This window comes from Flavobacterium sp. 316 (assembly GCF_000967805.1).
GTDB lineage: Bacteria > Bacteroidota > Bacteroidia > Flavobacteriales > Flavobacteriaceae > Flavobacterium > Flavobacterium sediminilitoris.
Map to the genome: position 1 here is coordinate 114628 of NZ_JYGZ01000007.1, position 13645 is coordinate 128272.

General features: G+C 29.6%; 15 protein-coding genes. 1 reads left to right on the forward strand and 14 read right to left on the reverse strand.

Annotated features, from left to right (window positions below; genetic code table 11):
• Nucleotides 1-10: 10 nt before the first annotated feature.
• The 9 genes from SY27_RS15680 to SY27_RS15720 all read right to left on the reverse strand — a co-directional run bounded on the left by SY27_RS15680 (nucleotide 11) and on the right by SY27_RS15720 (nucleotide 9348).
• Entirely contained in the window at nucleotides 11-1192 is a 1182-nt protein-coding gene (locus SY27_RS15680; RefSeq protein WP_045972083.1) for a peptidylprolyl isomerase, read from the reverse strand.
• 11 nt (nucleotides 1193-1203) lie between these two features.
• Nucleotides 1204-2313, reverse strand: coding sequence for a peptidylprolyl isomerase (locus SY27_RS15685; protein ID WP_045972085.1), 1110 nt, complete (start codon nucleotides 2311-2313; stop codon nucleotides 1204-1206).
• Nucleotides 2314-2323: 10 nt separating this feature from the next.
• Nucleotides 2324-2875 carry a gliding motility-associated peptidyl-prolyl isomerase GldI gene (gene gldI, locus SY27_RS15690; protein WP_045972088.1) on the reverse strand — a complete coding sequence of 184 codons (552 nt, stop codon included), beginning with the start codon at nucleotides 2873-2875 and terminating at the stop codon, nucleotides 2324-2326.
• Complete coding sequence (locus SY27_RS15695) at nucleotides 2872-3882, reverse strand: bifunctional oligoribonuclease/PAP phosphatase NrnA (protein ID WP_045972090.1); 1011 nt, start codon at nucleotides 3880-3882, stop codon at nucleotides 2872-2874. The genes gldI and SY27_RS15695 overlap by 4 nt, the downstream gene beginning before the upstream one ends.
• Before the next feature lie 94 nt (nucleotides 3883-3976).
• Nucleotides 3977-5989 carry a T9SS type B sorting domain-containing protein gene (locus tag SY27_RS18335; protein WP_052705381.1) on the reverse strand — a complete coding sequence of 671 codons (2013 nt, stop codon included), beginning with the start codon at nucleotides 5987-5989 and terminating at the stop codon, nucleotides 3977-3979.
• Between the two features lie 29 nt (nucleotides 5990-6018).
• A complete protein-coding gene (locus SY27_RS15705; protein ID WP_045972092.1) occupies nucleotides 6019-6858 on the reverse strand; it encodes an ABC transporter permease in 840 nt (279 codons plus the stop codon).
• A gap of 4 nt (nucleotides 6859-6862) precedes the next feature.
• Nucleotides 6863-7762, reverse strand: a complete 900-nt coding sequence (locus SY27_RS15710; RefSeq protein ID WP_045972094.1) for an ABC transporter ATP-binding protein — start codon at nucleotides 7760-7762, stop codon at nucleotides 6863-6865.
• 116 nt (nucleotides 7763-7878) lie between these two features.
• Nucleotides 7879-8643 carry a TIGR02757 family protein gene (locus tag SY27_RS15715; RefSeq protein WP_045972096.1) on the reverse strand — a complete coding sequence of 255 codons (765 nt, stop codon included), beginning with the start codon at nucleotides 8641-8643 and terminating at the stop codon, nucleotides 7879-7881.
• Nucleotides 8644-8679: 36 nt separating this feature from the next.
• The gene (locus tag SY27_RS15720; RefSeq protein ID WP_045972098.1) at nucleotides 8680-9348 is read right to left on the reverse strand and encodes an ABC transporter ATP-binding protein; all 669 of its coding nucleotides are present in this window, start codon (nucleotides 9346-9348) and stop codon (nucleotides 8680-8682) included.
• Between the two features lie 275 nt (nucleotides 9349-9623).
• Here SY27_RS15720 and SY27_RS15725 point away from each other — a divergent pair, with 275 nt between their 5' ends.
• Complete coding sequence (locus tag SY27_RS15725; RefSeq protein ID WP_045972100.1) at nucleotides 9624-9926, forward strand: hypothetical protein; 303 nt, start codon at nucleotides 9624-9626, stop codon at nucleotides 9924-9926.
• Between the two features lie 10 nt (nucleotides 9927-9936).
• Here SY27_RS15725 and SY27_RS15730 read toward each other — a convergent pair whose 3' ends face one another.
• From SY27_RS15730 to serC, 5 genes are all read right to left on the reverse strand, one after another.
• Entirely contained in the window at nucleotides 9937-10266 is a 330-nt protein-coding gene (locus SY27_RS15730) for a DUF6787 family protein (protein WP_045972102.1), read from the reverse strand.
• 9 nt (nucleotides 10267-10275) lie between these two features.
• Nucleotides 10276-10704, reverse strand: coding sequence for a DUF6146 family protein (locus tag SY27_RS15735; RefSeq protein WP_045972104.1), 429 nt, complete (start codon nucleotides 10702-10704; stop codon nucleotides 10276-10278).
• Nucleotides 10705-10785: 81 nt separating this feature from the next.
• Complete coding sequence (locus tag SY27_RS15740) at nucleotides 10786-11409, reverse strand: DUF937 domain-containing protein (protein ID WP_045972106.1); 624 nt, start codon at nucleotides 11407-11409, stop codon at nucleotides 10786-10788.
• A gap of 43 nt (nucleotides 11410-11452) precedes the next feature.
• Nucleotides 11453-12409: a D-2-hydroxyacid dehydrogenase gene (locus SY27_RS15745; protein ID WP_045972107.1), complete on the reverse strand. Its 957-nt coding sequence runs from the start codon at nucleotides 12407-12409 to the stop codon at nucleotides 11453-11455.
• A gap of 50 nt (nucleotides 12410-12459) precedes the next feature.
• Entirely contained in the window at nucleotides 12460-13530 is a 1071-nt protein-coding gene (serC, locus tag SY27_RS15750) for a 3-phosphoserine/phosphohydroxythreonine transaminase (protein ID WP_045972109.1), read from the reverse strand.
• Nucleotides 13531-13645 lie beyond the last annotated feature (115 nt).

A 13645-nucleotide genomic window follows, 5' to 3' on the forward strand; every position in this document is an offset into this window, starting at 1 on the left:
AAATAGAGTTTTATTTTGATTGAGTTTCTAATAATTCAATTTCAAAAATTAGATTTGCATTTGGAGGAATAACTCCACCAGCTCCTTTTTCTCCATATCCTAAAGAAGAAGGAATAAAAACGATTGCTTTATCTCCAAGACTCATGTTGTGAATGCCTTCTAGGAAACCAGGAATTAATCCACCTTTGCTTCCATATTTAAAAGGAAAAGGTAAATATCCTTTTTGACTTGCTCTATTTTGGTCAAATTTGCCATATTTCTTGCTTACTTCTTCATAACTACTATCAAACAGTTTCCCGTCTTCAAAATAACCAGAATAATGAACATAAACCTGAGCACCATCAGTTGGCTTAGTGTTATTTCCTTTTTCAGTAATAATATACTCTAATCCAGAAGCAAGTTTTATAGCTTTTTCTTTATTTGCTGTAAAATAAGCTGCTTTTTTTTTATTCATAACAACTAGTTTTTCTTCTAGTTCTTTTCTTTTTTGAGCTTCAATCTCAGCTTGTTTTTTTCTATTTGCTTCTTGGATTGCAGCTATTTTTTCTTTATTTTCATTGTTTAAAGCAGTTATTCTTTTATCTTCAGCTTCTTTGTTGTCCATATAATTTTTGAAAATCTTTTCAGCTTTGAATTTTTTTGCAGCTTTTCCATTTTTAATAATAGTAATATTTTCAATAATATCATTTTGAACAATCGCATTAACTACATCTTGTCCTTCAATAACATGTCCAAAAACAGTGTGTTTTCCATCTAACCAAGGTGTCTCTTTATGAGTAATAAAAAATTGACTTCCATTTGTTCCTGCTCCAGCGTTTGCCATTGATAATATGCCTGCTTTATCATGAATTAAATCAGAAATTTCATCAATAAATTTATATCCTGGTCCACCAGAACCAGTTCCATCAGGATCACCACCTTGAATCATAAAATCTGAAATTACTCGGTGAAATTTTAATCCATTATAGAAAGGCTTCCCTTTTAATTTTTCATCAACTGAAGCGTTTTTACCTTCGGCTAAAGCGACAAAATTAGCAACTGTGATAGGTGTTTTTTCAAATTCTAATTGTAAAACTATTTTCCCTTTTGAAGTATTAATTTCAGCAAATAAACCGTCTGTTTTTTGAGCTAATACTGTAAAAAAAGGCGTTAATAATAAAGTTAATAGTACTACGATTCTTTTTGTATTCATTTTTTAGTGTATTAATTTGGTAAATTCTCAAGCATTTCAATTTCAAAAATAATATCTGCATTTGGAGGAATTACATTTCCAGCACCTTGTGAGCCATATCCTAAATTTGAAGGAATATAAACTATAGCTTTGTCTCCGTAAGACATTAATTCTAATGCTTCAATGAAACCAGCAATTAAGCCTTGCTTGTCTCCATATTTAAAAGGGAAAGGTTTATAAGCTCCTTGTTGTGCTCTATTAGGATCTAGTTTGCCAAAAGTTTTAGACACATCTTCATAATTAGAATCAAATAATTCACCATTTTGAAGGAATCCAGCATAATTGATATATACTTGTGTTTCCTTTTTTGGTTTTTTTCCTTCTCCTTTTGAAATTATTTTATAAATTAAACCTGTTTTTGTTTTTGTTCCGTCTAATTTTAATTGTTCAATTTCTACAGCTTTGTCAGCTTTTGCTTTTTCAACCTTTAAAGCTTCTTTCTTTTGTATTTCAGCTTCTTTTTTCTGCGCTTCAGCTTCTATTGAATAATAGTCTTTAAAGATTTTTACAGCATCAAATTTTTTAGCATCAGTTCCTTTTTTTACAATTGTAATTTTTTCAATAATGTCATCTTGTGCTATAGAATCTACAACTTCTTTTCCTTCTATTACTTCTCCAAAAACAGTATGCATGTTATCTAACCATGGTGTTTCTTTATGTGTAATGAAAAATTGGCTACCATTTGTTCCAGGTCCAGCATTTGCCATAGAAAGTATTCCACCTTTACTATGTTTTAAATCAGGATGAAATTCATCTTTAAATTTATAACCTGGTCCACCAGAACCATCACCTAGTGGATCACCACCTTGAATCATGAAATCTGGAATTACTCGGTGAAATTTTAACCCGTCATAGAAAGGTTTTCCTTTAAATTGATCCTCTACAAATGGGTTTTTCCCTTCTGCTAAAGAAACAAAATTGGCAACTGTAATAGGTGTTTTTTCAAATTCTAATTTTAAAATAATTGATCCTTTGTTTGTTGTAATGTCGGCATACATTCCTTCTTCTAGTTTTGAATATGGATCTGTGCACGATGTAAAAATGGCAAATAAGCCAAATACTAGACTTGTTAAGTGTTTCATGTTTGTAAAATTATTTTTGTGTAGTATCTTGTTTTAAATCATTAAGACTTACGGTGCAAATTAATGGTTCGTTTGGATTTATTCTATTATCATCTCCATGATAACCAAATGCCATATGAGATGGAAATATAAATGTAACCGTTTCCCCTTTTTTCATTAATTTGATTCCATCTCTAAGTCCCATCATAATATTTTGCTTGTCAACAATATATTTTTGAGGTTTTAAATCTTCTTTTGAATAAATTGCAGTGTTATTAATACTATTTATCTCATAGTCAAAGTAAGCAATGTCGCCTTTTTTTGGATGAAGGGTGTTTTCTTCTATTTTTACTATATACTTATACCAATATCCTTTTTTTGAAGCAATATATTGTTTTAATGTGTCTTTCTTTATTATAGCGTCTATTAGTTTTTCTTCTTTTGCAATTAGTATTTTATTGCGTTCAATAGATTCTTTAATAAAATTACCATTTGTCTGAGAAATGGGTTTTCTGGCTTGCTGTTGAGAACAACTTATAAAAAAGATACTAATTATAAGTAATGGGAAGATTTTCATTTTCATTTTTTTTCTTTTGCTAAAATAGCAATAAATTGTTTTACTGTTTCTTCTAAGTTAGAAAAAGATTTTCCACCTGCTGCATTTATATGTCCGCCTCCATTAAAATGATTTCGTGCAAATTCATTTACATTAAAACCACCTTGTGAACGGAAAGAGATTTTTATAATTCCTTCTTCTTTATTTTCAATAAATATAGCCGTTACTATAATTCCCTCTATGCTTAATCCATAATTAACAATACCTTCAGTGTCTCCTTTTTTGTAATTAAAAGAGTCAAGTTCTTCTTGGCTAAGGGTAATATATGATGCTTTAAGTTCGGGTAAAACTTTTAGATTTTGCAATGCTTTTCCAAGAAGCTGTAGTCGAGCATAACTAGAGTTATCAAAAAGAGCGCTATGTATTTCACTATTATTAGCTCCTTTGTCTATTAAATCGGCAACGCATTTGTGTGTATCTGATGTTGTTTTTGGAAATCGAAAACTTCCAGAATCTGTTACGATACCTGTGTATAAGCATGTTGCAATTTCTTTATTAATTAAATGATTATAGCCTAATATGTTTATGAAGTCGTAAACCATTTGGCATGTTGAACCATAATTAACATCTGAAAAAGTATATTTAGCATAATCATCAGGTAATTGATGATGGTCGATCATCATCATTGGGTTTGTTAGAGTTTCCAATGTTTTTTGCATAGCATCACCTGTTCTGTGTAAAGCATTAAAATCTAATGTAAATATTAAATCACTTTTTTGTAGTATAGGTAGTGCTTTATCATATTCTCGTTCAAAAATAACAACTTTATTAGTTTCAGGTAACCATGCTAAAAAATCAGGAAATTCATTAGGAGAAATGAATACTACTTCATGATTTAGTTGTTTTAAAAAATGTAGAAGACCTAATGAAGACCCCATTGCATCGCCATCGGGATTTCTATGTGCGGTTATCGTTATTTTTTTTGGAGAACTAAGGAAAGATTTTATTTCTGATATTTCTTTTTCTTGTAGCATTCTATTGTATTAAATGTATTTTTTATTTCTGTAAAACGTGGTATCAATATTTATTGATACCACGTTTATGAAATTAATTATTCTATATTTTTATTTATCTTTTCAATGAAAAATGACTTTTTACTATTTTTCCGTTTGTTAATTTTAAAACAAACCAATAATCTCCTGAAGGTAATGGTTTTTCATTAAAAGTTCCATCCCAACCATTTCCTTCTGGTGAAATTTCTTTTAATAGTTTTCCATACCTATCAAATATGTATATTTTACTATTTTCTAAACCTCTTTTTTCTAGATTCTTAATTTTCCATGTATCATTATAGCCATCACCATTTGGTGTGAAAAATTTTGGAAAATCTATTATGTAAAATACTCGTGTAGCAATACCACACCCTCTAATGTCTTTTACGAAAACGGTATATTCGTTTGCAATTAAATTTTCAAATACATTTGAAGCTTGATAGTTGATTCCATTTAATGAAAAAACATATTCACCAGAACCAGGAGCGATAATTGTAGCTATATTATTATCTGAAATATCCTCAATATTAATACTTTGAATTGTAGCTATTCCAGAGCTAATAATTGTAAATGTTTTTGTTTTAAAACATCCTGTTGCATTTTCTAGTATCACTTTATATGTTCCAGATTCTGTAATGGTAATCGTTTGTGATGTTTGATTAGGAGTTGTATCCCAAGAATAAGAAGAAAAACCACTTCCTGCATCTAAAGTCATAGTTGTTCCTTCACATAAATAGAAAGTCTCATCTGTAATAACTTCATTAAAAGTATTGATGTTTAATACTACAGGAATATTTCCATAACAATTTATATTTGATGTTCTAGCATATATTGTTTGTTGGAATGGAGTTGTATTTCTGTAATTTAGAGGTAATGGAGTAGTTGAAGTAGTATTTTCGTAAAAGGCAACTTGATAATTTGTAGGTAAACTTGGAAATAATTCAGGAATTATAGCATTAAGATCAAAAGTTCTAATGCCATCTTGTTCACCTTCATAGTCACATTCTGTAAATTCATCTTCACCAATAACTAATTCAGGAGCAAACTCTAAATTTATTTTAGACGTATTTGTACATGTTGCATTATATACTAAATCTACAGAGTATTCCCCAATTTGAGTATCATTATAAGGAGGATTTAAGGTTAGGGTTGGATTAGTTTCATTAGGAATAGGGTTTCCAGCAAAATACCATTGGTAAGATTGTACATTTGCAGTTGTAGCGTCAAGAGTTAAAATTTCATCTGGGCATACAGGGTTTCCAGTTGCAATTGACCTATCATCTCCTAAGTTTACTCCTAAGTTAAAACTTCCACCTTTAAGAAAAATAGCAGAATCAAAACGACCATCATCTTCATCAGCAATTACAAGTTTTATATGATATGTTGTTCCTGGGATAACATCTGCTTGAGCTGTTAATATAATTGTTTGTCCGTTATAAACTGTTGGATGTTCAACCCCATTAAAAGCATCAAAATATTGTTCATTTTGAGCAGGACAACCTCCTGATGCATTTATAGCAGGATGTACAGTAGTAACTTTTACAGGTATTGATGTTCCAGGAATCAAAGCTAGGTTTTGATAAGGTTGATTTGCTTCTTTTAATAAAAATGCAAAAGCATCTGAATATACACAAGGGAAGTTTGTATTGGCTTCATATTCTTCGGAAGAGAAGATATAATCAAAACTAATTTTATTGCCTAATGGAACAAAATCAAATTCTAAAATTGTTGCATTGTTTGAGGCTACACTAAGTGTTTGATCTAAATCTGCATCACCTGTCCATCCACTCAAATTGCTATCTGCCCTAGGTGTTGTTGGTCCTGGAGCTTCAGAAACTTTACCAGTACTAAGGATAATTCCATTTTGAAAAGGGAATGTTGTTCCTGTTCCATTAAAATATCCGTATGATTTTTCACCACTTGCAAAATTTCCTCCAATAACACTAACATTGCTGATTGAGGCACAAGTACTGTTGATTAGAACATCTCTAATCAGTTCCTCTGCGGTATATGTTTCATCAACGGTTATATATTGTGCTATGTTTTTTTGAAAAAAGAAAAATGTAAAAAGTATAAAGAAATATCTCATTTGTAAATTGTATAACATTTACAAATATACTATAAATCTCTTTTTTTCAATATCCAATATGATAAATAAATGAATATTATGGTCCAAATTATTACAATTAAAACATCTCCAAAATGAACCCCGTAATCTCTTGCTATTTCTTCACCAGTAATTGTGGTTTCGATATTTTTGATTGCAGATAGCCTTGTAAAAGGTGCTTTTATAAGATTACTCATTGATTCTAAGGGGAAGAATTGATTTATTTTTTCATATATATCAGTATTTGGGAAAATCTTCCATCGTAGTATTCCAGATACAATTGACTCAATTATAGTCCAAATTAATAGAAAACCTATAGCAAATGCACTTCTCTTAACTAATATGCCTAAAAATAAGCAAAAAGAGAAAAAGCCAACTAATTTTATGAAGAATGCTAATAAGTAATCTAAATCGGAAAATACAATTGAAATTTCAGTATAGGAAGAAAATGAGTAGCCTAAAAGCAATGACATTATGAAAATGAATAAGGTAGATGCTAATGCAAAAGCTATTACCATTAAAAATTTTGATAGTACAAATTCTTTTTTACTAATTCCATCAATTAAATTTTGTTTTAATGTACCATAGCTATATTCATTTGCCATCATTGAAACAATAACAATAGCTAAAAATAATTTAAAAATGGAGGCAATATAGGTGTTAAAATGCCAAATAAAAGGAAAATTAAAAATACCTTGTTCTGCAATATGTAATCTAAAAGTTCCAAAGTCGAACTTTATTGATGCGATAAGTGCAATGAAAGATAAAAGAATAAAATAGGTTAAAATTAAAAACTTACTAGCTCTATTTTTATATAATTTTTGGAATTCTATTGAAATTAATCGTGTCATCTTTCTATTTGTTATTTGTTAATTCTAGGAATTGTTCTTCAAGGCTGTTTTTTCTTTTTACTAAGTGTTGTAAAATAATTCCATTTTCAAATAAATATTGGTTTAGTTCTTTTGCTTCAAGATTTTCTTTTAGATATACAATTAATTTTTCTTCCTCTTCTTTAATAGTATCAACAGCATTATGTTTAAATAAAGTTTGTTTTAATACTATATTGTTTTCTGATTTTAGTTCGAAGAATCCTTCACTTGATAACATGCTGTCTACAGAACCTTGATAAAGCATTTCACCATGTCTTAGCACTACAACATGGCTACATACTTTTTCAACCTCGTCTAATAAATGTGAAGCTAATAAGATTGTGGTTCCTTGTGAAGCAATAAGTTTTATTAAATCTCTTATTTGTCTAATTCCTTGTGGATCTAAACCGTTTGTGGGCTCGTCAAGTATTAATATTTCAGGATCATTTAATAGTGCTGAAGCAATAGCTAAACGTTGTTTCATCCCTAAAGAAAACGTTCTGAATTTGCTGTCTTTTCGTTCTATTAATCCTACTAATTCTAGTTTTTCTTGTGCTTTTGTGTATGAAATACCTTTTATCTTACAAACTAATTTTAAGTTTTCTTCAGCTGTCATGTAAGGATAAAAATTTGGTCTTTCAATGATAGCACCTACTTTTTTTAAAGCATCATGTGTTTCTAGATCACCATTGAACCATTGATATTCTCCAGAAGTTTTGTTAACAACGTTTAGTACGATGCCTAGTGTTGTTGATTTCCCAGATCCATTAGGACCTAAAATACCGTATACATTTCCTTTATAAATTTCAAAAGACACGTTTTTTACTGCGTGAACTCTCTTATTGAAAATTTTATTGAGATTTTTTATTGTAAGTATTGTTTCCAAAATTGCTTGTTTTTATATGTACAAGACGATAGAATGGAAGTATTGTTACAAATAATTTCTTATAAAATTTAGAATTAATTTATTTTTCTGTAGAAAATATGATGAAATGAATACTGTTAAAATCCTTCAAAAACACCTAGTCCGAATAATGCGAAGTCATATTTTACAGGATCATTAGGGTCTAATTTTCGTAAATTTGTATCAAGTTCAAGAAGTGCTTTTGCATCATTTTGCTTACGAGTAAGTAAGTTTAATTTTCGACCAACATTACCCGAATGTACATCTAAAGGACACGAAAGAGTAGAAGGTGAAATTGTTTGCCAAATACCAAAATCGACTCCTTTTTTATCATCTCTAACCATCCAGCGGAGAAACATATTAATTCTTTTTGCTGCGGAATTATTTAAAGGATCTGATACATGCTTTGTTGTTCGTTGTTCGTGTGAAACTTCGAAAAATATCTTTTTAAATTCTGAAATACTTTTTTGGGTTGAATTATTTTCTATATGTTTTGAGAAGATAGCTTCTAATCCTTTATGGTTTTTGTAAATATTTTCTAATGCTTTTATGAATGTTTTGGCATCTAAACTATTAAATGTTCTATGAACAAAATTGTCTAGTTTTTCCAAATCATTTTCAGAGTGAGACATAATGAAGTCGTAAGGTGAATTTCCTAATGCATTCATCAATTTTGTAGCACTATTAATAATCATCTTTCTATTTCCCCAAGCTATTGTAGCAGCTAAAAAACCTGAAATTTCAATATCTTCCTTTAATGAATATTGATGAGGAATTTGAATTGGGTCAGATTCAATAAATTCAGGGTTGTTGTACAATTCAACTTTTTCGTCAAGAAATTCTTTGAGTTCAGATTGCGTCATAATAAAAATTAGGGATGATGGTTTTTGATTTAAAAATTAGTCATTAGTTACTATTTTTCCATCAACCATAACTAGTTTTCTATCTGCCATATTCGCTAAATCTTGATTATGCGTTACAATAACAAAAGTTTGACCAAACTCATCTCTAAGTTTAAAAAATAGTTGGTGTAGGTTTTCTGCTGTATTTGTGTCTAAATTTCCAGAAGGTTCATCAGCAAAAATAACGGCTGGKTTGTTAATCAATGCTCTTGCAACAGCTACACGTTGTTGTTCTCCTCCTGAAAGTTCACTAGGTTTATGATCTATTCTATGCGATAATCCTAAATATTCTAATAGTTTTTTAGCTTCTTCTTCAACTTCTTTTTTATTTCTATTTGCTATTAAACCAGGAATATATACGTTTTCTAAAGCTGTGAATTCAGGTAATAATTGATGGAATTGAAATATGAATCCTAAATGTAGATTTCTAAATTTAGATAAGTTTTTATCATTCATTTTAGTAACATCTTCTTCATTAATTAATAGAGATGTGCCTTCAAGAATAGATAGTTTGTCTAGTGTGCCTAAAATTTGTAAAAGTGTCGTTTTTCCTGCACCTGATGCGCCTACAATTGAAACTATTTCTCCTTTTTTGATATGTAAATCAACCCCTTTTAAAACATGTAGGTTGTCGTAGTATTTGTGTAAATTAGTTGCCTTAATCATGAGTTATCATTTGTACAAAGAAACCAATTTTTTTCTACTTATTAAATTTAATCGATATTGATTTTTATTTTATAAATGATAAATCGAGTTGAGTGATATTATTGTTTATTATATTTAATGTTATTTATTGAGCGAAAAGAGTTAATGCTTAAAAAAGGAAAAGAAATCAATTATGATATATGAACATTGTCTTTTTTTATGATAATTGGAAAAGATTGGTTATTTTGGCACTTATTTTGCTTTAGTAAAGATAATTAACGATTAAAATTTGTAAAATGGCTGAAGAAGTTCAAGTAATTACTAAACAAAAAGATTCTAGTAAGAAATCAAAATTGATACTAGGAATTCTTTTTGACTTAATAGGTATGATTTCTTATATTGTTCCATTATTTGCGGAAGTTATAGATGTTGTTTGGGCGCCTATTTCAGGCTTACTTTTAGTAACTATGTATAAAGGAACAACAGGAAAAGTGGCTGGTGTTATTGGTTTTATAGAAGAATTACTTCCAGGAGTAGATTTTATTCCAACATTTACTATAACTTGGATTTATCAATATGTAATTAAAAGAGAAGAGTAATAATTCTGAATTATTGTTTCTTTATTTTATCTTCAATAAAGTCTACAATGAATCCCATTTTCATTCTATTCAACATTTTTTTTTCAAATTCCCAAAAGAAAGGAAATTGTCCAAATATACTTCCTATAATAATTAATAAAACTTGATAAATAGGAAATATGAGTATAATTCGTAAAGGCCAATAAAGCCATAATGACATGCTTTCTTTTGTAATACCTAAAAAAGAAATAAATGGTTTAGATAAGTAAGCAGAAGAGGAACCTGTAATTGCAAAAACGATAAAAATGATTATTAGTTGTATATTACTGGTTATATTCCAGCGTTCTTTTAACTTGTTCATATATAATAATTATAATCTGGCAGAGAATACTCCTAATTTTTGATTGTATTTTTGTTGAAAATAAACGAAATAATTAAAAAGCATATAGTTTACTTCGTAGCCATAATCTGTTGTGCTGTTATAATCGATTTGCATTTCATAGAGATTACTGTCAAAATTAATAGGAGAATTGGCTCTTCTATTCCATTCAATAACCCAAGTTCTATTGCGTGCTTCTAAGTAATTTTGAGAATAAAAATTTCTAGGTCTTGCATTTGTGTTAAACCAATTAGAAAACCCAATATCTATTATTGTTATTTCATATTCAATTTCATCATTTGCAATTCTAATTGTATCATTTTCTAGTTTGGGATTTTCTTTATCAGAAAAACTTTTACTAGAATTACATGAGAGTGTAATTCCAATAATTATAAATAGTATGTAAACATATATTTTCATTTATTCTGTTTTTCCGATATAAAGATAAAAAAAAGCATCAACATAGTTGATGCTTTTAACATATCAAAAAAAGGGTATGATTTATTTTTTCCCGAAAAGACCTCCAAGAAAACCACCTAAACCTCCTTTTTTCTTTCCGCTAATTGCTGACATTGCGTCGCTAACATCTAATTTTCCATCACCATTTTGATCTAATACAGAAGTAAGTATAGAGTTGTTTCCTCCAGAACTTCCGCCTAGTAATCCTCCTAAAAGACCTCCTAATCCAGCAGAATCAGAAACGCCATTGTTTTTAGTTTGTTTTCCTAAATATCCCATAATGATAGGAGCAAGCATAGGTAGTATTTTTGAAATAATACTAGAATCTACTCCTGTATTTTGACTCAAGTTGTTTACAACATTATCTTGTTTACTTCCTAGTACATGACCAAGGATTTTTGATCCATCAGAAAAATCACCACCATTAAAAAAACCACCTAAATTGTCAAGAATACTTCCATCATGTTTACCGCTTGTTAATGCTCCTAATAAATTAGATGCACCATCACTCGATGTAACATTGTCTTTCATTGCGCCTAATATTGCTGGTAATCCAGAAGAAACTACATTAGTTGCTTGTGAAGCATTTATACCTGTTTTTTCAGTGATGTTTCCTATGAGTTCTTTCCCCATATCACTGTTTAATAAATCTAAAATTCCAGACATGTTTATATAAATTAAGATTAAAGTTTAAAGTTACTATTTTTTTTTAACTATTTTTCATTAAACTGATAATCTGTTCTGCAAGTTCTGTGCCAATTCTATCCTGTGCTTCTAAAGTTGCTGCTCCAATGTGCGGTGTAAGTGAAACTTTAGGATGCATTAATACTCGCATTGCAGGTGTTGGTTCTTCTTCAAATACATCTAGTCCTGCGAAGAGTATTCTGTCTTCGTCTAGTGCTTCAATTAAGGCAACTTCATCAATAACTCCACCACGTGCAGCATTTACAATTCCTACATTGTCTTTCATTATTTTTAACTCATCTCTACCTATAATGTAGCCATTTTGAGAAGGAACATGTAATGTAATAAAATCAGAGTGTTTTAAAAGATCATCAATTGGTTCTGTTTTAATATCTACATTAATAAATTGTCCGTTGTAAAAATCAACTCTAATAACAGCTTCTCCAACATATTTATCTGAAGCAATAACTTTCATTCCTAATCCTAATGCAATTTTAGCTACTGCTTGACCAATTCTTCCAAATCCAATGATTCCAAGTGTTTTTCCTTTAAGTTCAATTCCGTTTGCATATGCTTTTTTAAGACCGTTAAAGTTAGTATCTCCTTCTAGCGGCATGTTTCTGTTTGAATCATATAGAAATCGAACACCTGTAAATAAATGAGCAAATACAAGTTCGGCAACACTTTCACTTGATGCTGCTGGAGTATTGATTACATGTATACCTTGTTGGCGTGCATAGTCTACATCTATATTATCCATTCCTACGCCACCACGACCTATTATTTTAAGACCAGGACAAGAATCGATTACATCTTTTTTAACCTTTGTAGCGCTTCGAACTAATATTACTTTTATATTATGAGTGTTTATAAAACTGGCAACTTGTTCTTGAGCTACTTTTGTAGTTATAACTTCAAACCCTGCTTTTTCTAATGTTTTTATACCTGTTTTAGAAATTCCGTCATTAGCTAATATCTTCATATTTGTGTTTTTGAGAGGAGTTAAAGATATATTTCCTCATAGTTATACTTTTAAATTTTGTTTTCTAGTTCTTTCATTACATTAACTAATACCTGAACACTTTCTATAGGTAAAGCATTATACATTGAAGCTCTATAGCCTCCTACAGATCGATGGCCGTTAATGCCAGAAATTCCTGCTTCTTTCCACATTGTATCAAATAATTCTTGATGTTCAGGGTTTTTTAATACAAATGTAGCATTCATTATACTTCTGTCTTCTTTTGATGCAACTCCAGTAAATAGAGGATTGCGATCTATTTCACTGTACAAAATGTTTGCTTTTGTTTCATTAATTTTTTCAATTGCCGAGATTCCACCTATTTTTTTCAACCATTGTAAAGTTAATAAAGAAGTATAAACTGCAAACACAGGAGGAGTATTATACATACTCTCTTTAGTAATATGCTGTTGATAGTTTAATATGTTAGGAATATTCCTGTTTGTTTTTCCTAAAATTTCTTCTTTTACAATAATTAAAGTTGTTCCTGCTGGACCTATATTTTTTTGCGCACCAGCATAAATTAAATCAAATTTTGAGAAATCTAAAGATCTAGAAAAAATATCAGAACTCATGTCGCAAACTATTGGAACATTAGTCTTTGGAAAATTTTTTATTTGTGTTCCAAAAATAGTATTGTTTGAGGTGCAATGAAAATAATTTGCATCTGATGGAATTTGATATTCTTTAGGAATATGATTATAGTTTTCTTCTTTAGATGAACCTACAATTACTGTTTCTCCAAAAGATTTAGCTTCTTTAATAGCACCATTTGCCCATGTTCCTGTGTCTAAATAGGCCGCTTTTCCTTCTGCTTTCATTAAGTTGTATGGAACTCTTAAAAATTCTAAACTTGCACCACCTTGTAAAAATAATACTTGATAGCCTTTTCCTTCAAGATTTAAAAGTTCAAGAACTAGAGACCTAGCTTCTTCCATTACAGCAACAAAATCTTTACTTCTATGGGATATTTCTAATATTGAAAGTCCTGAATTGTTAAAGTTTAGTATAGCTTGTGATGCTTTTTCAAAAACTTCTTGAGGTAAAATGCATGGTCCTGCGCTGTAATTGTGTTTTTTCATTTGTGATAAAATAATGATTGTTTATTCTACAAATTTCGTGAATACACTTTATACAAACTATTAAAATTATTTAATAATTGTTTAATGTTATTAATAATTATTAACAATAACGTTT